Below are 21,379 nucleotides of genomic sequence, written 5' to 3'. Positions count from 1 at the left end.
AATGGCTGTCCGCCCATAAAAAACCGGAGGTGATTGGACCCACCCCCGGCGAATGTCCGGACGAAGACAGTCATTAAGCTTTTGACGCACTTAAATACTGATTATTTACATCCAAACAATGCAAATCTATGCAATTGAATCTTTATGCAAAGACTCTTTCTATACCAGGGTCTTTACCAACCAAAATTGCGTTAACAATGAGATTAACAGTGATGTTACTGATTGCGGCCACACTAAAGGTTTCTGCCGGCGCTTCTGCGCAGACAGTGTCGCTTTCTGCGCGCAACATCTCCATGGAAAATGTGTTTACGGCTGTTAAAAAACAGACCGGCTACCTGTTCTTTTATGACCGCGCGCTCCTGCGCAGCACGCGGCCTGTCAGCGTACAGGCGCAACAGCAGCCGCTGCAGGACTTCCTGGCGGACGTATTTAAGGACCAGCCACTGGACTACACCATCAAAGACAAAACCGTTTTCATCAAACGGCGCGACCTTCCTGTTGCCGCTCCGGTACAGCAACCGGTGACCGGCACCGTGAAGGATGCCGCCGGCGTGCCGCTGCCAGGCGTAACGGTAAAGGTGAAAGGTACCAGTAACGGCGCCATCACCGACCCGGAAGGCAACTTCAGCATCAAAGCCCATCCCGGCGATGTGCTCGTGATCTCCTATGTGGGCTTTGAACCGAAAGAAATCACCGTAGGCAGCGATACCAACGTTCCCGTTATATTACAGGCCGCAGTAAGCGCGCTCAACGAAACCGTGGTCATCGCCTACGGCACCACCAGCAAAAGACTCAATACCGGCTCCGTCAGCAGTGTAAAAGCCAGCAACATCGCGTCTAATCCTGTGATGGACCCGCTGTCCGCGTTGCAGGCAAACGTTCCCGGCCTGCTGGTCACCTCCAGCAATGGCCTGCCGGGATCCGCCTTTAATGTGAGCATCAGAGGCCAGAACTCTGTATTAAAAGCCAACCAGCCACTATATATTGTCGACGGCGTGCCTTTCATCTCAGACCCGCTCAATGCTTTCACCTCCGCCAACGGCAATCAAAGCCCCCTGGCATCTATCAACCCGGCCGACATAGAGCGGATCGATGTACTGAAAGATGCAGATGCTACCTCTATCTACGGGTCCAGAGGCGCTAACGGCGTGGTGCTCATTACCACCAAACGCGGGAAAGCCGGTAAAACACAGACGACATTCAACGTGTATACCGGCGGCAGCAAAGTGGTGAACATGGTAGACATGCTCTCTACTCCGCAGTTCATCCAGATGCGCAAAGAAGCCTTCCGGAATGACAATCAAACGTATACTGATGAAACAGCTCCTGACCTGACTATCTGGGACCAGCAGAAAACCACCGACTGGCAAAAGCTGATGATCGGCAATACCGGCCACGTAACGGAAGCACAGGGTAGCGTATCCAGCGGTAATGCCCAGACACAGTTCAGATTAAGCGGCACTTTCCGTAAGGAAACCACCGTGATGCCCAATAATCTCGGCTTTACCAAAGGCGCGGGCAGCATCAGCGCAGACCACAGTAACAAAGACGGTCGTTTTCATATAGGCGCCGTCGTTAACTACTCTTCCCTGCGCGACAACTCCATCGCCGCCAGCCTCGCGGGCTTCACCGATATGGCGCCCAACTACCCGATATATGACTCCACCGGCAACTACTATTGGATGCCTGCCGGCATGAATCCCATGGCCTTCCTGCTCCGCAGCTCGGATGCCCGTACCAACAACCTGGTGGCACAAACAGACATCCGCTATACGCTGCTGCCGGGCCTTAACCTGAAAGCCAATGTAGGTTATACCCGCAGCGATATGCAACAAACACAACTGGTGCCGCTGAAAAGCAACAACCCTAACACCACCGCCACCAGCACCGCCAACTACGGCAACACGCAAGCCAATACCTACATCATAGAACCGCAGATCGATTACACCACCACCATCTCCAAAGGCACCCTGCAGGTACTGGTGGGCGGCAGCTGGCAGGAAGCGCTCCGCAAAGGCAGCTGGGTGATCGGGGAAGGCTATTCCAGCGACGCGATGCTGGAAAACATGAACGCCGCTGCCAAACTCACCGCTAAAACTACGACGTATGCCCTCTACCGTTATAATGCGGTATTCGGTAAAGTGAACTATAACTGGGAAGAAAAATACCTGCTCAACGCTACGTTCCGCCGCGACGGCTCCACCCGCTTCGGACCCGGCAACCGCTTCGGTAACTTCGGCGCGGTAGGCGCAGCATGGATCTTCAGCAAAGAGTCCTTCATCCCCGAAGGGTCCATACTCAGCTATGGTAAACTGCGCGCCAGCATCGGTTCCTCCGGCAACGACAATATCGGCGATTATGCTTACCTCGACGCATGGCAGTCAACCTCTTTCCCTTACGACGGTATCACCGGCCTTACCCCCGCCCGGCTGGCCAACCTCAATTATCACTGGGAAGTGAGCCGCAAGAAAGAGGCCGCCCTCGAACTGGGTTTCTTCAAAGATCGTTTGCTCATCACCACCAACTACTACCATAATATTTCAGACAACCAGCTGCTGGATTATAAATTATCACCGCAGACAGGGTTCCCTTCCGTTACCCGTAACTTCCCCGCCAAAGTGCTCAACAGCGGATGGGAATTTGAAATCAACGCTACCAACATCCAACGGAAAGACTTCACCTGGCGTACCTCCTTCAATATGTCCATCAACAAAAATGAACTGAAGGAGTTTCCCAATATCGAAGCTTCCTCCTATAAAAATTTGATGGTGGTAGGCAAACCGATCACCATTCAGAAAGGCTTCCAGTTTGCCGGCATTGACCCGCAAACCGGCCTCGCCCTTTTCCAGAGTGCCAAAGGCGGCACCACCAGCACCCCCTCCGACCCCGATGATTTTGTCATCCTGGGCAATCACATGCCGGAGTTCTATGGCGGTCTGCAAAACAGTTTCTCCTATAAAGGCATCAGCCTCGAGTTCCTGTTCCAGTTCGTAAAACAGGAAGGCACCTCCTTTAACTATGGCTATGGCATACCTTACCCTGGCTCCGGTTCCAACCAGAGCCTGTATGCCCTCGACCGCTGGACCGCCCCCGGCGATAATGCCGGCGTGCCAAAAGCCACTGTCGGTTCCGGCGCGGCTAACTTCCGCAGCTATTCTATCTCCAGCGCACAGTGGGGCGACGCTTCCTTTATCCGGTTGAAAAACCTCTCCCTGCGCTATGATCTCTCCAGATATGTACAGAAATGGAAACTGGCCGGCGCCAGCGTTTACGGTCTCGCCCAGAACCTGTTCACCATCACGGGGTACGAAGGATACGACCCTGAAACGCAGGGCAGGATGATGCCTCCGGTGAAAACATATACCATAGGATTACAATTGTCACTCTGATAAAAAACACAGACATGAAACGCATTTATATATACTTCACTTTACTGGCTGTTTCCGCGACGGTGGCTTGTAATAAATATGTAGACACACCACTCCCTAAAAATGAGCTGGTGTCTGAACTGGTGTTCACCGATGACAAGACTGCTACCGCTGCAGTAACAGGCCTGTACACCAGCATGAACGCCTATAACTACCAGTTTGCCAATGTGCTGGCCAGCTTCCTGTCTTCGATGCAGGCCGACGAAATGTACTATTTCTCCACCTTTGAGAACTACGACGTTTTCCGGCAGAACAGGCTCGTACCCAGCAGCCAGTATGTAACAAGCATGTTTGCCGACCAGTATGCCTTTATCTATCATACCAACGCCTGCCTGGAAGGACTGAAGAAAACCACGGCCCTTTCTCCCAACGTTAAAAAACAACTGCTGGGCGAATCTTATTTCATGCGCTCTTTCTTTAATTTCTACCTGGTGAATATGTACGGCGATGTGCCCCTGATCACTTCCACCAACTACGAAGAGAATGGCCTCAAACCGCGCGCTGCCAGGTCGGTCGTATATGATACGATCATCAAAGACCTGAACGAAGCGGTATCGCTGATGAGCGACGACTACCCAACAGGTACGCGGGTACGTCCCAACCGGGCAGCCGCCAACGCACTGCTGGCCAGGGTGTACCTTTACAATCAACAATGGGCGCTGGCAGAAGCAACCGCCGGCAAAGTGATCGCCGACAGCAAATACTCCCTGCTGCAGGACCTGAACAAAGTATTCCTGGCCAACAGCGGAGAAGCCATCTTCCAGCTGCAACCGGTGAACGTGGCCAATGGCCGCAATACCTGGGAAGGCTTTACCGCCACTCCCGCCACCCCTACGGCCACTGCAGTGTTCCGGCTGGATACCCTGCATTTTATCTCCCGCTTTGAAGCCAATGACCTGCGGCTGGCCAACTGGACCGGCTTCCGCAAAACTACCGCCGGCGCAACTTACTATTTCCCGTATAAGTACAAAATCAGGTTAGGCACACTCGGCGTAGTCAACGAATACTCCATGGTGCTCCGCCTCGCCGAACAATACCTCATCCGCGCTGAAGCCCGCCTGCAGCAAGGAAAACTGGACGACGGCCGCGCTGATATCGACGCCATCCGCGTCCGCGCCGGCCTTCCCAAACTGTCTGCGTCCCTCAGCAAAGACGACCTGCTGAAAGCCGTGGCCAAAGAAAGACACCTGGAACTGTTCACCGAATGGGGACACCGCTGGTTTGACCTGAAACGGACCAAACAGTCCACCGCCGTACTGAAACCTATCAAAGGCGCCAACTGGCAGGATACAGACACCCTGTACCCCATCCCGGTAGACGCTACCAGCACCAACCCCAACCTCACCCAAAACCCGGGATACTAATGACGTACCGTTTTTCATTTGCCATATTGTTACTGTTGTTGCTGACCGGCGTTGCTATCAACGCCCGGTCGCAGCAGCGGGTAACCATCACGCCGCAATACCCGCAGCGTGGTGATCTCGTTACGGTGACCTACGATCCACGGTCACCGGGAGCTGTAATCCCTGACAGCGTATCCGGCATCACACTGGTGTTCTCCTACTCCAATTTTTATGATGTAGCGACCAGAATACCCTTGCACCGGCAGGGAACAAAGTGGACGACCTCCTTCCGCCTGGCAGGTTTTGCCACCTATGCTACCTTTTACCTGGAAAGCGGTGAGCTCATCGACAAGCCCGCAGCAGACAGCCACTACCCGGTACCCGTATACACCGGCAAACAGCCGGTGGAAAACGGCCTGCTGTACAAGGCTTACAGTCTGTCTGCACAAAGAGGCAAGTCACCCGGGCTCGCCGCGGAACAGGCCGCCCTGTACCAACAGGAGCTGGACCACTACCCCGGAAACTATGAAGCCAAAATACGGCTGCTGCAATACAAAATGCAACACGCTGCCGACGCCAAAGCCCGCGAAACCGCCCGTCAGCAGGCATTGCAGGTGATCGCCCGGAAATTCAACAGCGCCCCCACCGTCGCCGGCAACCTGAATAAAGTCACCATGGGCTACCTGATCATCGGTGAAAAAAGCCGGGTAGACTCCATCCGCCAGGTGGTGCTGAAACGTTTCCCCGGCAGCGGTCCGGCCATTGAACAACTGTCTTCCAACCTCCGTAAAGAAAAAGATACCGCCACCCGGATAAGGCTGCTGGAACAAGCCCTGCAAAAGGAGAACGCAAAAAACGCGGACGACTATACGGGCATGCACGACCAGCTGTTTGCGTTATACGCCGCACAGCGTAACACCGAAAAAACGTTGTACCATGCCCGTAAGGTAGCCGGCCAACGCCGCAATCCCTGGACGGCCGAGACCTTAAAAGACCTCGCCACCACCCTGCAGGTCAACCGGCTCGCGCCGGACACCGCCCGCTACTATGCGCAACTGGCGCTGGCCCAGGCCGACAGCTTCCCTGCCGGCGTTATCCGGCACTTCCCGGAAACAGGCTACATCTACCCGTTTGTAGACGATAGCACCCGCAAGGCTGTCACCCGTAAAGCACAGGCCAACCTGCATTCACTGCTGGCGTTAATAGACCTCCAACAGGCACGCCTGCACGAAGGCGGCCTGCAAATGGACAGTGCCCTCGCTATCTCCCCCGACCACGAAACACTCAACAACGCCACCGACTTCTATACCCGCACCCACAATACGGAAAAGCTGAAAGCAGTGCAACAGCTGCGGGAAAAAATACTGCTGGACAAAGTACGCCGTCAGCTTATCAGCCGGCCGGCACCATCGCTGCAGTCTTTTGTAGATATGAAAGGTAAGCCGGTATCGCCCGACGCACTGAAAGGTAAAATTATACTGATTGATTTCTGGGCCACCTGGTGCGTTCCCTGTATGCAGGAAATGCCTTACCTGCAACAGTTGTACGAGGCTTATAAAGACAATCCCAAAGTAGTGTTTATGGTGGTCAACAGCGGTGCGCGCAACACCCTCGCCGATGCGCAGGGATGGTTCGGCCACAAGAAATACACCTTCCCGGTGTATTACAATACCGATCCTGATGTGGGAGAGAAATTCCGTTTTAATATTATTCCGGCCACCTATGTCATCGATCCCAAAGGCAATATCCGTTTTGCCAACATCGGGTTCGAAGGCGCCGAGGTAGCTGCCAAACTAAAGCTGCAACTGCAACTGGTGGAATCAGCTTCCTTCTGATGCCAGTATGCCGGCAATCGCTTTGATCAGTCCCTTGTCTGTTACCCCATTCATTTTCCAGCCGCTCTTCATTTTCCGGATGATGCCTTTGCTTTCATCATTCAGGTAGATGTCCCACTCCACACAATCCCCTTCCTCACAGGTCTCCATCACGGGAATGGCTTCTCCCTCATAGGCAATGTCCCTGTAAGAAAACTCCAATGGCACGGAAGCGCTTTTCAGCTGGGTGATCATGTCCTGGAGGAAACTGATCATACGTTTCCGCTGAATGCCGAAAGAAGCGTTCCATTTGTTTTTGGAAGCACGTTTATGCGCGAGCTTAAATTTAAAGCCGGACATTTTAGTCGTATAGTCGTCGGCGTTAATTTTATCCACCTGCTGATTGGCGAGGATATACCAGTGATAGCCGGTGCCTACAGGGACGCCGGAACCTTCGGGGGCGTGGCCTGCGCGGCGTTTGACCACCTCATAGGAAATTTCCCACAGGTCGGGCGTGATCTTGGTTTCACGCCATACGCCGGCGTCATAGTTCCATTTATGGCTCCGGCCGATTTTCATGCCGGTATACTGTTTTCCTTCAAACTGTTTCCATGCGTTGTAGCTGCCGGCAACAGGCACATTCTTCTTTGCCGCTGCCTTTTTCTTCGGTGCCGCAGGTTTGGCCGCCTTTTTACGGGAAGGCGCGGTAACCGCTCTGGTTGCTGCCATCGTATTGAGTTTAGCAAGATGGCATCAATAATCAGACCTGAATCAATTACGAATTACGAATTACGAATGGAGGGCTCCCTTTTGGAAAGGTTATTAATGAACCGCTCCATAATGGAGCCCTCCATTCGTAATTCGTAATCCGTAATTCGTAATTTATAAAAGAACAAGTTGTTCGTACAGGCGTTGCAGCGTGGCCGCCGCGTCTGTACACAGTCCGCCATGCGTTCTGGAAGTTTGTACGATAGTACTTCTCGTGGCGGTAAGCCAACGGAAACGGGAAGCGAGGTCCAGCATGCCGATAGGTCCGCCCTGCCGGCCGCCGTTACATATTTTTTCGATGGCGCAGAGGTAAGCGGCCAGCTCTGAAATGTCGATGGCCGGGCACAGCGCGCGCAGCCGGGCTTCGTCCAGCGTGTACCGCATCTGCAGGAATTGCTGTTTTTTACAGTAGAGCATGACACCTGCATTGAGAAACTCTTCCCGCTCTACCCGTGGCACTACGCGTATAACGGCGTACTCATATAAGTGTTGATCTTGCATATACTGCTTCTTTTACAAAAATTTCTGAGGAGGCAACCCGCCTGGTTAAAAACTGTGCATATACTTCGCGTCTTTCCGCGGGTGACACGCCTTCATGGCCGGTCAGCCATTCTTCCGGCACCAGGTCCACGATGGCGCGGATGCGCTCCGGCGTCAGGATGGCGCGGAAAGCGCTGTCCACCTCCGCTATCTGTGTAGCCTGCGGCAGCAATACATGGTCTTTTATTTTGGCGAAAGGCCGGGTGGCCTGTTCCTCCCAGTTGTCCCACGAGTGATGAAAGTACAGCGAAGCGCCGTGGTCTATCAGCCACAGCTCCTGGTGCCACATCAGCATATTGGTATTCCGCACGGTACGGTCCACATTGGTGAGCAGGCAGTCGAGCCATACGATCTTCGAGGCCAGGTTTTCGTCGATGGTGGTCACCACCGGATCGTAGGTAATGGACCCGGAGAGGTAATGTAACGCCAGGTTGAGGCCCACGCTGGATTTGAGCAGGTCCTGTATTTCTTCGTCGCCCTCGTTGCGGCCATAATCCTGGTCCAGCGTGGCAAAGACGATTTCCGGCACTTTGAGGCCCAGCGCCCGGGCTGTTTCTCCGCCGATCAGTTCAGCGATCAGGGCTTTCACGCCCTGGCCGGCGCCCCTGAATTTCAGCACATACAGGAAACCGTCGTCGGCTTCCGTCAGCGCAGGCAGCGAACCACCTTCCCGCAACGGGGTCACGTAGCGGGTCACCTGCACGGTCCTGAGTGAATATTGATGATTGTTGATACCTGACATAATAGTTGTTATCCTGTTAAGGACGGCCCAAATTAGGTTATTTTTTTCAGAATCAGGTTCAGCGCGGCTTTTCATGGCATCACGATGTACCTGCACGGTAAAGGCGGAGACTTATCCCCTGCGTTGGAAGGCCCCTGAAGCACCGATTCCGAATTGTTTCCTATATTTAGGCGGAAGAAAATCAGGTACATATTGTCAAGGTCATCTATCCCGGATGAAAGAGAGCAACTGCTAGCGATAGCAGCAGGTAACGAGGCCGCCTACACGCGCATGTTCAACACCTACAGCCAACAGGTGTTCAATGCCGCTATGCTGTATCTGAAAGACCCCGCAGCGGCCAGGGAAGTGGTACAGGAGATTTTTATGCGGGTGTGGCTGAAGCGCGAAGCCCTGAACGCCATCGATGATTTTTCCGACTACCTCTTTATATTAACCCGCAACCATATATATGACAGCTTCCGCAAACAGCAGGTAAAACAAAAAGCCATGGCTTACCTCGGCATGCAGGAACCGGGTTATGCCAACGACACGGACCATGTGGTGCAGGACCACCAATACCAGCAGATATTGCATGACGCCATCGACTCGTTGCCGCCGGCGCGCAAAAAAATCTACCTCGCCCGCAAGCAGGGGCTGAGCAATGAAGAAATCTCCCATCAACTGAATATCTCCGTACACACCGTAAAAAAACAACTGCAGCTGGCCCTCCGCTCTTTACGGTCCATCATCAAACAACAGCTCAATCATTTTTGGATTTTTTGATGTACGATTTTTTGATTTTGGGGCTTTATTTCCCAATCCCCAAAATCAAAAAATCGTACATCAAAAAATTTCAAAATTTTTTTCCGGGGGATACTCCTTTTCTTTCCGTCGTTCGTCTTTACCCCTGTCACCATTCTAAAGTCGCTATAATGACTATCGCTGAAATCAGGCAACTACTGGATAAATATAAGTATCAGCCGCTGAGCCCGGATGAGCTGGCACAACTGCAGGAAGCGGTTGCCAGCGGAGCATTTGAAGAGGAGATCAAGGCTGATATCCTTCATACGTTGTATACCCGGTCGGCCCCCGAAGCCGAATGGGCAGCAGCGGAGAAAAACGCGGTATTGCAACAGGTATTGCAGGCAATGCCGCTACGGCCGGTGCGCAACACAGTCCGGAGACGCTGGATGTATGCCGCGGCGGCAATATTGGCGGCAGGTATCATGACCAGTGGCTTATTGCTGATGCGCCGGCCGGCAGCGCCGGTACCCGTGGCCGTTACGGTCAAATCCCACCCGCTGGCGCCCGGTAGCAACAAAGCCATGCTCATACTGGCGGACAACAGCACCATTACCCTGGACAGCAGCAGCAACGGCGCACTGGCCGTACAGGGCAGTACGCAGATCAGCAACACCAACGGGGCGCTGACCTACAAAGGCAATGGCGATAATAAACAACCACTTTATAATACGGTAGCCACGCCCAGAGGAGGGCAATACCAGCTTACCCTGGCCGATGGCAGTAAGATATGGCTGAATGCCGCCAGCAGTATCCGTTTCCCGGCAGCTTTCACCGGCAAAGAGCGGCTGGTGGAGGTAACAGGGGAAGTATATTTTGAAGTAAGCCAGAACGCACAGATGCCTTTCCGGGTAAAAGTCAACACTCCCGGCGTGGAAGAGATGACCGTTACGGTGCTGGGCACCAGTTTCAACGTGATGGCTTATGCCGACGAACAGGCCATCCGCACCACCCTGGTAGACGGCGCCGTACAGGTGGCCCGTGGCGGTCAGCAAAGCCTGCTCAAACCCGGTTACCAGGCGACCATATCCCCTAACGGCGGCACTTTTGAAACCAGCGTGGCCGATGTGGAACAAACCCTTGCCTGGAAAGAAGGCAAGTTCCGCTTCCGCAATACCAACATCCGTACCATCATGCGGCAGCTGGCCCGCTGGTACGATATAGAAGTGGCTTATGACGGCAATGTGTCCGATATCGACCTTACGGGGGTGATCTCCCGCCGCGAAGATGCAGGCGCCCTGCTCAAAGCCCTCGAAACTACCCAACGCGTCAAATTCACAGTGGAAGGACGTACCATCACCGCGAGACCGGTGACGCCCCACTAGCACTTATACCTGTAGTAAAAATTATGTAACGTTTAAAAGATTTCATGGTATGAACACGTAATGAACAACATCAACCACCATTAGCGGTAGAAAAAACCGGACCCCGATTGCAGTCAGGGCCCGGCAATAAATGGCTACCCAATTTCACTTGAGGATTAGAAACTGAATTTTTTAAAAAGCCACGAACACAAAAGTATGCAACAACTTACTACTGGCAAAGCCTGCCGGCCAGAACGGCCTTTGCTCCGAAAATTTCTGTTGGTTATGAAATTAACTGCCACCCTGCTATTGGCCGTCACCCTGCACATAAGTGCTAAATCGTTTTCCCAAACGGTTACCCTGAAGGGTAAACGGCTAGCCCTGTACGACGTGTTCAATAACATCAGCAAACAAACCGGCTATGAGTTTGTGTACGATGAAAAGTTATTGCAAGGCTCCGGCCCTGTTAATATGAATGTCAATAACGCCCCGCTGACGGACGTACTCGACAAATGCCTGAAAGGCAAGCCCCTGGAATACTCGATCGTCAACAAGATCATCGTGATCAGCCCTAAACCGGCGCCGGAAAGCGTACTCCAGGCAGCGCCCATCAAAGGTACTGTCACCGGCGCCGACGGGAAACCACTGTTCAACGTCAGCGTACAGGTGAAAGGCACCACCCGGGGCGCCATCACCAACGAACAGGGCGGCTTCTCCATCCAGGCAAACGCCAAAGAAATACTGGTGTTCAGCTCCATCGGCTATGAAACGAAAGAAATCACCATCGGCAGCAATACCACCCTGGCGGTAGTGCTCAATATGTCCAACACCCAGCTGACCGGTGTAATGGTCACCGCCCTTGGTATCAAACGCTCCGAAAAAGCCATCACCTATGCTATGCAACAGGTGAGCGGCGGCGAGCTGACAAAAGCCAAAGACCCGAACCTGATCAATACCCTCAACGGTAAAGTAGCCGGCCTCTCCATCTCCCCAGCGCCTCCGGCGTGGGCGGTTCGGCTAAAGTGGTACTGCGCGGCAACAAGTCCGGCATCGGTAACAACCAGGCGCTGTACGTGATTGACGGGGTGCCCATGAACAACAACCTCACCAATCAGCCTACCAGCGCCTATGGCGGCAGCAACGCCTACGACGGCGGCGACCCCATCTCCAACATGAACCCGGAAGACATCGAAAGCATCTCCGTGCTGAAAGGCGCTTCCGCAGCCGCCCTTTACGGCAGCCAGGGCGCCAACGGGGTGATCCTGGTCACCACCAAAAGCGGCAAAACCGGTAAAGCGCAGATCAACTTCTCTTCCGGCGTAAACCTCGCACAGGCAGCCTACAAACCGGAACTGCAGGATAATTATGGCAGGACCAACGCCACTTCTCCCCAAAGCTGGGGCGATAAGCTCAGCAGTCCTGCGGTTAACAATATGTCATCGTTCTTTCAAACCGGTCAGACCTATACCAACGCCCTAAGCCTGTCTGCCGGCACGGAACAACTGCAGACGTATTTCTCCTACGCCAATACCGCCGCTACCGGTATAGAACCCGGTAATAAACTGGGCCGCCACAATATCAATTTCAAGGAAACAGGTCACTTCCTGAATAATAAACTCACCGCGGAAGCTGACGTGAATTATATGACCCAGAAGATCGACAATACGCCGCTCTCCGGTTTGTATTTGAATCCGTTGATTGGCTTATACCTTTTCCCCCGCGGTCAGGACATCCGGCCTTTCAAAAACCAGTTTGAGATACCCGACCCGTCCCGCAACTTCCTGCCGGTCCAGAACTGGACCAACCTGGAAGATATCCAGCAAAATCCCTGGTGGATCACCAAACGCAGTCCCAACACCCTGAACAGGAACCGGCTGCTGCTCAACGCCAGTGTGAAATATGAAATCAACTCCTGGCTGAATGTACAGGCCCGTGGCAGCATTGACCGCATCAATGACGTATATGAGCAGAAGATGTATGCCGGCACCTATAAAGTACTGGCCCCCGCCAATGGCGTCTACAACTACAACAACGCCACTACCACTCAACAATACGGTGACCTGTTACTGAACTATAATATTCCCGTTGGCAAAGACTTCCGTCTCACCGGCGTACTAGGCGGGAGCCTCCGCGATGTGAAGACTACCGGCGTAAAATTCAACTCCGGCCAGGATGGGCTGAAGATCGCCAACATCTTCGTCATCCAGAACTTTAACACGTTGAACGCGCTCAACTCCGGTACCCTGCCTGAAAACCACGGACAGTTCCAGTCCGCCTTTGGCAGCGCCAGCCTCTCCTTTAAAGAAATGGCTTACCTGGACGTGACCGCCCGTAACGACTGGTCTTCCAACCTCGCCTATACGCCCAACGGTTCCTACTTCTACCCTTCCGTAGGCCTCAACCTGATCCTCAGCCAGATGATGCAGCTGCCGCAAGCCATCTCCTTCCTAAAGGTAAGAGGCTCTTATGCAGAAGTAGGCAACTCCCCCGATCCTTACAAAAGCCACGTTGCTGACAATACTTTTGGCGTAGGCAGCGCTATCAGCAATGTACAGGCGCCTTTCACCGACCTGAAACCGGAGAAAACAAAATCGATGGAATTTGGTATGGAATGGCGTTTCTTCGATAACAGGCTGACAGCAGACGTTACCTACTATAAAACCAATACCCACAACCAGACGCTCAGCATCCAGTCTCCGCAGGCATCTTTCTATGACCTCTTCTACTTCAATGCCGGCAACATCCAGAACAAAGGGATCGAAGCAGTGTTCCGCTATGACGTGTTCCGCGGCGGTAAGTTCCAGTGGAATACCGGTGTCAACTATTCCGTGAATGACAACCGTATTGTGGAACTGGCAGAAACCAACCCTGAGTTTGTGCTGAGCGGCGCTTCCGGCGCCAACTTTGTGTCCAAATTCAAAGTGGGCGGTTCTTTCGGCGACATCTACGGCACAGTGCTGCAACGCGATGAACAGGGCCGTATTAAAATTGATGACAAAGGATCTCCCATCAAACAAGGCGGAGATGTGGTTTACCTTGGCAATGCCAATCCGAAATGGCAACTGGGCTGGAACAACAATCTCTCCTACGGCGACTTCACCCTGTCTTTCCTCATCGATGGCAAATTCGGCGGCCAGGTGATGTCTGTGACCCAGTCGGTATTAGACCAGTATGGCGTATCCAAAGCAACCGGCGATGCCCGTGATGCCGGCGGTGTAGCGATCAACGGTGTGGGCCCTGACCAGAAAGCTGTTACCAGCGTGGACCCGCAGAAATGGTACAGCACCATCGGTGGCCGCGAAGCGGTATCCGGTGAGTATATGTACAGCGCTACCGTGGTAAGGTTGCGTGAACTGTCACTCGGATACACCGTTCCGGTGAAAAACAGCTGGATGAAAGCGCTGCGTTTCTCCCTCACCGGCCGTAACCTGATCTACTTCCATAAAAAAGCGCCCTACGATCCGGAAATGACCATGTCTACCGCCAACGGCCTGTCCGGTGTAGATATCTTCATGCCGCCCGCTACCCGCAATTATGGCCTGACGCTGAACGCTACTTTCTAATCTATGTCCACCGTAAAACAGAAAAACATGAAACGTATCAACATATTCTCCGGTAAATATCGCCTTCCCGCTATCGCAGCGGGACTGCTGCTGGCGATGAGCGCCTGCACCAAAAATTTTGAGCTGTACAATACCGATAACACCGGTATCCCCAACGGAATGCTGGAAGCGGACTTCTATAACCTCAGTTATCTGAAGACGGCTACTATGGCTATTTATAACTTCTCCGGCGGCGGCGATCCCAACTCTTTCCAGTTACAACAAAACCTGAATGCCGACTGCTTTTCAGGCTACATGGCTTCTGCCAATCCGTTCAACGGCGGCAGGAATAACCTGAGCTATTTTATGATGACCGGCTGGAACGGAGAAGCCTTCAAAGTAGGTTACCTGAGCGTCATGGGACAGCTGGCCAAACTGCGGCAGTCCAATATTCCAAAAGACTTCCCCGCCGTGTGGGCCGTGGCCCAGATCGTACAGGTAACTGCCATGAGCCGCGTTACCGACATTTACGGCCCTATTCCCTACAGCAAGGCCGGCACCAGCAAGACCAACATCGACTATGACAGCCAGCAGGAAGTATACACCCGCCTGTTCAAAGAACTGGACACTGCAGGGAATACCCTCCGCGATTTCATTGCCAGCGGTAAAACACTGCCCTTCAAATTCGGCGACTTTGACCTGGTATACAATGCTGACTTCACCAAATGGCTGCAGTTCAGCAACTCGTTGCGCTTACGTTTAGCCATGCACGTTATCAAGGCTGATCCCGCGCTCGCCAAAACGGAAGCCGAAAAAGCCCTGGACCCTGCCAAAGGCGGTGTGATCACCACCAACAACGGCAACATGACCGTAAGGATTCCCGGCGCAGGCTATACGAACCCGCTGGTGTTCGTGGCTAAAAACTGGAATGATATTCAGATCAATGCGTCCCTGCAATGTTATCTGACCGGTTATAAAGATCCCCGTCTCGCTAAGTACATATCCAAGTCTACTGATACTAAATTCCCGGCACAGTACGTTGGTATCCGCCTGGGCAGCATCACAGGCAATAATGCCAAAGATGATTACGTGGGTTATTCCGCCCTCAACTACCAGGACGATATCTTTACGCTGAATACACCGGTACAGCTGATGACCGCCGCGGAAGTGTACTTCCTCCGTGCAGAAGCGGCACTGAACAATTTTGCCAATGCCGGCGGTACCGTACAGTCATTGTATGAGAAAGGCATCAACACCTCCCTGGAACAGTGGCACGTGGCAGACGCCAACTATGTCAACAACAGCGTGAACACCCCGGACAAATATGTAGACCCGAAAAATGCGCAGAACAACATCGACACCCCTACCCATATCACGGTGAAATGGGTGGAAAGCGCTACCCCTGCCCAGAAACAGGAACGTATCAGCACCCAGAAATGGCTGGCCATGTTCCCCGAAGGTCAGGAAGCGTGGACGGAGTTCCGCCGCACCGGTTATCCTAAACTGTTCCCGGTAGTGAACAACAACAGCGGTGGGACCATTAGCACCACCCTGCAGGTAAGAAGACTTCCCTTCCCGCAGAATGAATACAACACCAACAACGCAGCGGTCACCAAAGCCGTCGGTTTGCTCAGCAAACCGGAAGACAACGGCGGCACCCCGCTCTGGTGGGACAAACGCTGAGGCGACTAGCGACGTGGTAATGATATCGCAGGATAACAGTGTAGTTTGGTCATGATGTAATCATCATCGTACAATCTAAAAATTTGATGCTCCTGATGAGCAAAGCGCCTTCATACAAAAAAGCATTTTCTGCTTAGCGCCGGACCTGTTCCGCGCCCGCCCCTCTTATGATCCGCGCAGCTCACCGCTCATCAGGAGCATCAGTTATCATCATATCAATCACCGTTAAAATTTACGTATGAAAAAACAATTCCGCGTATGGTCATCCTTCCTGATGCTGACCTCCTGTTCAACCCTTCTGTTTGTGGCTTCCTGTAAAAAAGACGAAGCCAGGCCCGACAACCCGCAAACCAAATCTGAACCCAGGGTGGAAACCGTTACCAAAGCAGGTGGTAAATCTGTCTGTTATGTTGAAGTCAACAGCAACAGCCTCCTGAATACCGGTAAGTACACCCTGACCACCGGCGGTCAACAACTGTTTGACATCGCCATCATTTTCGCAGCGAACATCAATTACAACACCACCACCGGTAAGGCCGTATTGTACAACAATCCGAACGTGACCAACGTGCTGGTGAACAAAAACACACAGATTGTGCCGCTGCAGAACAAAGGCATGAAAGTATTATTGTCTATCCTTGGAAACCATCAGGGTGCCGGCTTCTGTAACTTCACCAGCCGTGCTGCTGCCAAAGCCTTCGCCCAGCAGCTGGCCGATACCGCCAATTACTACGGGCTGGATGGCATTGATTTCGACGACGAATATGCCGACTATGGTAACAATGGGCTGCCACAACCCAATGACAGCTCCTTTGTCATGCTCCTCGATGAGCTGCGGAAGCTGATGCCCACCAAAATAATATCGTTCTATTATTACGGTCCGGCGGCTTCCCGTTTGTCCTGGGGCGGCAAAAAAGCAGGCGACTTTATCAACTATAGCTGGAATGCCATGTATGGCACGTATTCCGTGCCCAATGTGGCCGGCCTCACCAAGGCCAACCTCGGCCCCGCAGCTGTGGATATTCAGGCTACCAGTCAAAGCACCGCCAACTGGCTGGCCACCCAGACCAAAAACAACGGCTATGGTATTTACCTGTGGTACAACCTCACCAGCACCGACAAACATGTGTATTTCTCCGGTGTGTCCAACATCCTCTATGGCAGCAGCGTAACGTATACGCCCTGATGCCCCTGTTTACAATCTGTCTTGAGAGAACGGGCTGACCAATATTGGTCAGCCCCTTTTCGTTTTCGCAGAAATATTTTTTCGCATAACCACGTCATTATCAGTCCCATCCACCTGAAAGCCGCATTATTTCTGTCTTTCACTTGACAAATTCAAAAAAAATCACTTATTTTCACAGTAGAATGCAAACGATTGCATTCAAACAGGAAACCAGCGAAAGGAAATAACCATACGGAACGATCGCACCAGCACAGCCACTGTAGCAGAGAGCAGCGACCCAACGAAGACCTGTTGCAGCGGAGTGAAACCCAACGAAGACCTATTACATCTGAACGAACAACGAGCCTGGCAATGAAGCCGGCGCAGTGCCTGAAAACAAACGAAAACCTACTGTACCGAAACGGAGACGATGACTGTTAAAACCCGGGAATACCTGTAGCAAACGGAGACCACGTGCCCGGACATTTCAGACAAACGGAAACAAAACCTACATCTTTAATAATTCACCCCTAAAACAAACCCTTATGATTAAACATTTATTGTTTTTGTTGGCCGGTCTGCTGAACGTAGCCGGTTTTTGCGTGCAGGCGCAGAACAAGCCTTTCCCGCAAGCCATCAGCTATCCTAACTGTATCAAGCCCAACAACGTTACCCAGGCTTCCATGAACGCCAGCGTGGCCAGCTATTACGATTACTGGAAAGCCACCTACCTGAAGAACAACCTGACTTCACTACCGGGCGGCTACTATGTAAAAGGCGAAATTACCGGTAACCCCGACGGCTATAAAGCACTGGGTTCTTCCGAAGGACAAGGGTACGGAATGGTGATCGTGGCCCTGATGGCCGGCCATGACCCCAACGCCCAAACGATTTTTAACGGCCTGTTTAAAACCGCCCGGGCCTACCACAGCTCCGAAAACCCCAAGCTGATGGGCTGGGTGGTAGCCGACGCCTCCAGCGCGCAGGGACATTTCGGTTCCGCAACAGACGGTGACATGGACATCGCCTACGCGCTCATCCTCGCCCACTATCAGTGGGGTTCCAACGGCGCCATCAACTATCTCGCGGAAGCCAAAGACATGATCAACAATGGCCTCAAAGTGAGCTATGTGACCAACAGCAAACGTCTCAGTCTCAGTGACTCCGACTCCAAATCCACGCTCGACACCCGGCCGTCCGACTGGATGATGGACCACATGCGGGCCTTCTACCAGGAAACCGGCGACGCCACCTGGACCAGCGTGATCAACACGCTCTATGGCGTATACTCCCAGTTCTCCGCCACCTACACCCCCAATACCGGCCTTATCTCCGACTTCGTGGTGAAGAACCCGCCGGAGCCCTGTCCTCCCGGCTTCCTCGACGAATATGACGAAACCAACGAATACAACTACAACGCCTGCCGCGTACCCCTCCGCATGGTTATGGACTACGCTATGCACGGCAGCAGCAACGCCCTCGCCATTACCAACAAGATGGTGAACTGGGTAAAAAACAAAACCAACAACAATCCTACTGCTATCGTAGACGGCTATCAACTGAACGGCAATAACCGCGGCTCCGGCCAGGAAGCCGTATTCATCGGTCCTTTCGTGGCCGCATCTGTTGTCAGCAGCAATAACCAGGCATTCCTTAACGCCGGCTGGAACTGGCTGAAGACTGCCAAAAGCGGCTACTACAGCGATTCCTATGGCCTGCTTTGCCAACTCTTTATCTCGGGCAACTGGTGGATACCCGGCAATTCCGGACCGGTGAACCAAGCCCCTACCGTGAGCATCACCGCACCGGCTAACAATACCGGCTATACGGCGCCTGCCAGTGTAACCATCAACGTTACTGCCGCCGACAGCGACGGTACAGTGAAAAAAGTAGAATTCTTCAACGGCAGCACCAAACTGGGAGAAGATACCACCAGTCCCTATTCCTATACCTGGAACAACGTGGCCGCCGGCAGCTACAGCCTTACCGCCAAAGCCACAGACAACGGTAACAGCAGCACCACTTCTGCCGCTGTCAACATTACCGTGGCCGCCACTCCGGGCTGCAACCCTGTAGAAGCCAGCGGCGATGACGGCAACGTAGCGGCCAACGTACTGGACAACGATTTCAATACACGCTGGTCTGCCAGCGGTGAACAATACATCCAGTTCTGCCTCGGCACCACCCAAACCGTTACCGGCGTAGACATCGCCTTCTATAAAGGCGATACCCGCAGGGCAAAATTCGATATCCTCGTCAGCAGCAACGGCACCAGCTGGACCACCGTAGCCGCCAATAAACTGAGCAGCGGCACTTCCACCGCCTTCGAAGCATTCAACTTTACGGCAGTAACGGCCAAGTATGTACGAATTGCAGGACACGGCAATGATGTTAATGCGTGGAACAGCTACACCGAAGTGAAAGTCAAAACACAAACATCACTGGCAGGTGCGGCTTCCGCCACTTTCAACCCTGTAAATGATGCGCCGTCGAAAGCCGGCAAACTCAACGTAGACGCCTACCCCATTCCCTTCCGGGAAGATCTCCGCGTGACCTACACCCTTGATAAAGCAGGCGTGACCAGCCTGATCGTGTATAACCTCGCCGGTCAACCCGTAGCGGTGCTGGTCAACGGGCAGCAGGCAGCCGGTACCCACCAGGCTACATTCCATGGCGGTAAACATGCAGCAGGCGTGTATATCATCAAACTGGTACAGGAAGGCAGCGCCACGGTTAAAAGAGTAGTGAAAGAACAATAATCATTTAGGGATTTTTTGATTTACGATTTTTTGATTTTGTAGACGAAAATTATAGGAGAACCGAAGCGGGTCAAAGCACCCGCTTCGGTTCTCCTATTTAATCATTGGACGAAATCAAAAAATCGTAAATCAAAAAATCCGGAAATACTACCGGTTACGGTGTACCCTCCAAATCACATTGCTCACGTCATCCGTGATCAGCAGATCTCCGTTGGCCAGTTCAGCGATCCCTACCGGACGGCCGTAGACCTCACTTTGAGTCTGATTTGCCACAAAACCGGTCAGGAAATCTTCCGGGGGCCCGGCGGGGCTGCCGTTACGGAAAGGTATAAAAATGACCTTGTAACCGGAGATGACGGAGCGGTTCCACGAGCCATGCTGCGTGATAAATGCTCCCTGGTGGTACTTTGAAGGGAATGTTTTGCCCCTGTAAAACAGCAGCCCCAGCGAGGCCGTATGGTTGCCCAGCGGTATGTCCGGTGTAATGACCGGCTGTTTCGGCGCCAGCGCCAGTTCTTTTTCCATGCGTGGGTCAGGATGCGATCCGTAGTAATAAAAAGGCCAGCCGTAGAAACCGCCTTCTTTCACAGCCGTCAGGTAATCGGGCACCAATTCGTCGCCCAGCCCGTCACGCTCGTTGACCGCCACCCACAGCTGCCGTGTACCGGGGGCCCAGTCCATTCCCACAGGATTGCGCAACCCCGATGCATAGACGCGTTCACCGCTTCCGTCCATGTTCACTTCAAGGATGTTGGCCCTGCGGACTTCATTGCCGAGCCCTTTTTCCGCCACGTTGCTGCCCGATCCTACGCCGATATACAGTTTCTTTCCCGAAGGGTCCGGCAATAAAGAACGGGTCCAGTGCTGGTTATGCTCCCCTGCGGGCAGCGGCAGCAGCTGCACGCCGCTGTCGTGGATAGCCGTATCGCCGGCGCGATAAGGAAAACGCATTAAACCGTCGGTATTACCCACGTAAAAGTGCGCGCCGGATATCAGCATCCCGAAGGGCTGGTTGAGGTCTTTTTTGAACACATAATGCTGCTCTGCGTAGCCGTCTTTATTCCCGTCACGCAACAGGGTGATGCGGTTGGCGCTTTCACCATAATGCTGTGTCTTGATTTTACGGGAGATTTTAGCGCCGACTTTTTTGACGCCCTTTAGTACCGTGTTGGATTCAGCGACAAACACATCCCCGTTATCGCCGACGTAGAGCCAGCGGGGGTGGTCCAGCCCATCGGCGAATTTGGTGACGGTGAAACCGGCAGGCGCTACCGGCGTTTGACCTTCAGCCCACCCGACCACCCTGCTGTAGTTGGTAACAGAAGGGGTAGCATACGGTTTCGCCAGGGAGTCGGCCTGATAACCTTTGGTAGTAACAGAACCACCGTAAGAGCCCGGGTTCATTTTTGCTGCGTGACAGGCTGTTAACAGCATCAGCAAGCCATAACAGATCTTCATAAGATATGATTTACAGGATTCCTGATTATCCCTGCAAATACAACTCCAACCAG

Annotated in this window: 14 protein-coding genes; 10 read left to right on the top strand and 4 right to left on the bottom strand. The window is 53.1% G+C overall.

Going from position 1 to position 21,379, the window contains the following annotated elements; all coding sequences use genetic code 11:
• Positions 1-197 precede the first annotated feature (197 nt).
• From HF324_RS11915 to HF324_RS33385, 3 genes are read left to right on the top strand one after another with little or no spacing between them, the layout of a single operon-like run.
• Positions 198-3,389 carry a TonB-dependent receptor gene (locus HF324_RS11915; RefSeq protein WP_168859855.1) on the top strand — a complete coding sequence of 1,064 codons (3,192 nt, stop codon included), beginning with the start codon at positions 198-200 and terminating at the stop codon, positions 3,387-3,389.
• A 14-nt stretch (positions 3,390-3,403) separates the two neighbouring features.
• Positions 3,404-4,792, top strand: a complete 1,389-nt coding sequence (locus HF324_RS11910; protein ID WP_168859854.1) for a RagB/SusD family nutrient uptake outer membrane protein — start codon at positions 3,404-3,406, stop codon at positions 4,790-4,792.
• A complete protein-coding gene (locus HF324_RS33385) occupies positions 4,792-6,606 on the top strand; it encodes a TlpA family protein disulfide reductase (protein WP_220100735.1) in 1,815 nt (604 codons plus the stop codon). The genes HF324_RS11910 and HF324_RS33385 overlap by 1 nt, the downstream gene beginning before the upstream one ends.
• Here the strand turns inward: HF324_RS33385 and HF324_RS11900 are convergent.
• The 3 genes from HF324_RS11900 to HF324_RS11890 form a co-directional block, all read right to left on the bottom strand.
• On the bottom strand, positions 6,592-7,314 hold the full coding sequence (locus HF324_RS11900; RefSeq protein WP_220101302.1) for a hypothetical protein: 723 nt from the start codon (positions 7,312-7,314) through the stop codon (positions 6,592-6,594). The two genes, HF324_RS33385 and HF324_RS11900, sit on opposite strands and share 15 nt — an antisense overlap.
• A 153-nt stretch (positions 7,315-7,467) precedes the next feature.
• A complete protein-coding gene (locus tag HF324_RS11895; RefSeq protein ID WP_168802671.1) occupies positions 7,468-7,854 on the bottom strand; it encodes a DUF3037 domain-containing protein in 387 nt (128 codons plus the stop codon).
• Positions 7,832-8,635: a HipA family kinase gene (locus HF324_RS11890; RefSeq protein ID WP_168859853.1), complete on the bottom strand. Its 804-nt coding sequence runs from the start codon at positions 8,633-8,635 to the stop codon at positions 7,832-7,834. Before HF324_RS11890 ends, HF324_RS11895 begins: the two co-directional genes overlap by 23 nt.
• 192 nt (positions 8,636-8,827) lie before the next feature.
• On the opposite strand from HF324_RS11890, the gene HF324_RS11885 reads away from it, so the two are divergent.
• The 7 genes from HF324_RS11885 (at position 8,828) to HF324_RS11855 (ending at position 19,868) form a co-directional block, all read left to right on the top strand.
• Complete coding sequence (locus tag HF324_RS11885; protein WP_168802669.1) at positions 8,828-9,397, top strand: RNA polymerase sigma factor; 570 nt, start codon at positions 8,828-8,830, stop codon at positions 9,395-9,397.
• A gap of 149 nt (positions 9,398-9,546) precedes the next feature.
• Positions 9,547-10,740: a FecR family protein gene (locus tag HF324_RS11880; RefSeq protein ID WP_168859852.1), complete on the top strand. Its 1,194-nt coding sequence runs from the start codon at positions 9,547-9,549 to the stop codon at positions 10,738-10,740.
• A 264-nt stretch (positions 10,741-11,004) separates the two neighbouring features.
• Positions 11,005-11,796, top strand: a complete 792-nt coding sequence (locus tag HF324_RS11875; RefSeq protein ID WP_168859851.1) for an STN domain-containing protein — start codon at positions 11,005-11,007, stop codon at positions 11,794-11,796.
• Positions 11,724-14,282: a SusC/RagA family TonB-linked outer membrane protein gene (locus HF324_RS11870; protein ID WP_168859850.1), complete on the top strand. Its 2,559-nt coding sequence runs from the start codon at positions 11,724-11,726 to the stop codon at positions 14,280-14,282. The genes HF324_RS11875 and HF324_RS11870 overlap by 73 nt, the downstream gene beginning before the upstream one ends.
• Positions 14,283-14,309: 27 nt before the next feature.
• The gene (locus tag HF324_RS11865) at positions 14,310-15,944 is read left to right on the top strand and encodes a SusD/RagB family nutrient-binding outer membrane lipoprotein (RefSeq protein ID WP_168802666.1); all 1,635 of its coding nucleotides are present in this window, start codon (positions 14,310-14,312) and stop codon (positions 15,942-15,944) included.
• 238 nt (positions 15,945-16,182) lie between these two features.
• Positions 16,183-17,130 (top strand): endo-beta-N-acetylglucosaminidase H, encoded by a 948-nt coding sequence (locus tag HF324_RS11860; RefSeq protein ID WP_220101301.1) that lies wholly within the window; start codon positions 16,183-16,185, stop codon positions 17,128-17,130.
• A gap of 524 nt (positions 17,131-17,654) precedes the next feature.
• On the top strand, positions 17,655-19,868 hold the full coding sequence (locus HF324_RS11855) for a glycosyl hydrolase family 8 (RefSeq protein WP_168859849.1): 2,214 nt from the start codon (positions 17,655-17,657) through the stop codon (positions 19,866-19,868).
• 147 nt (positions 19,869-20,015) lie between these two features.
• Here the strand turns inward: HF324_RS11855 and HF324_RS11850 are convergent, their stop codons facing one another.
• Positions 20,016-21,326, bottom strand: coding sequence for a PQQ-dependent sugar dehydrogenase (locus HF324_RS11850; RefSeq protein WP_168859848.1), 1,311 nt, complete (start codon positions 21,324-21,326; stop codon positions 20,016-20,018).
• Between the last annotated feature and the right edge of the window lie 53 nt (positions 21,327-21,379).

The organism is Chitinophaga oryzae (assembly GCF_012516375.2).
GTDB classification, from domain to species: Bacteria; Bacteroidota; Bacteroidia; order Chitinophagales; family Chitinophagaceae; genus Chitinophaga; species Chitinophaga oryzae.
The sequence above is the reverse complement of the archived record's forward strand: the minus strand, read 5'-3'. Positions and strand labels throughout refer to the sequence as shown.

Excerpts from the sequence above, each read along its gene's own strand:
- HF324_RS11915 (WP_168859855.1), top strand. The coding sequence starts at position 198 with ATGAGATTAACAGTGATGTTACTGATTGCGGCCACACTAAAGGTTTCT.
- HF324_RS11910 (WP_168859854.1), top strand. The coding sequence starts at position 3,404 with ATGAAACGCATTTATATATACTTCACTTTACTGGCTGTTTCCGCGACG.
- HF324_RS33385 (WP_220100735.1), top strand. The coding sequence starts at position 4,792 with ATGACGTACCGTTTTTCATTTGCCATATTGTTACTGTTGTTGCTGACC.
- HF324_RS11900 (WP_220101302.1), bottom strand. The coding sequence starts at position 7,314 with ATGGCAGCAACCAGAGCGGTTACCGCGCCTTCCCGTAAAAAGGCGGCC.
- HF324_RS11895 (WP_168802671.1), bottom strand. The coding sequence starts at position 7,854 with ATGCAAGATCAACACTTATATGAGTACGCCGTTATACGCGTAGTGCCA.
- HF324_RS11890 (WP_168859853.1), bottom strand. The coding sequence starts at position 8,635 with ATGTCAGGTATCAACAATCATCAATATTCACTCAGGACCGTGCAGGTG.
- HF324_RS11880 (WP_168859852.1), top strand. The coding sequence starts at position 9,547 with ATGACTATCGCTGAAATCAGGCAACTACTGGATAAATATAAGTATCAG.
- HF324_RS11875 (WP_168859851.1), top strand. The coding sequence starts at position 11,005 with ATGAAATTAACTGCCACCCTGCTATTGGCCGTCACCCTGCACATAAGT.
- HF324_RS11865 (WP_168802666.1), top strand. The coding sequence starts at position 14,310 with ATGAAACGTATCAACATATTCTCCGGTAAATATCGCCTTCCCGCTATC.
- HF324_RS11860 (WP_220101301.1), top strand. The coding sequence starts at position 16,183 with ATGAAAAAACAATTCCGCGTATGGTCATCCTTCCTGATGCTGACCTCC.
- HF324_RS11855 (WP_168859849.1), top strand. The coding sequence starts at position 17,655 with ATGATTAAACATTTATTGTTTTTGTTGGCCGGTCTGCTGAACGTAGCC.
- HF324_RS11850 (WP_168859848.1), bottom strand. The coding sequence starts at position 21,326 with ATGAAGATCTGTTATGGCTTGCTGATGCTGTTAACAGCCTGTCACGCA.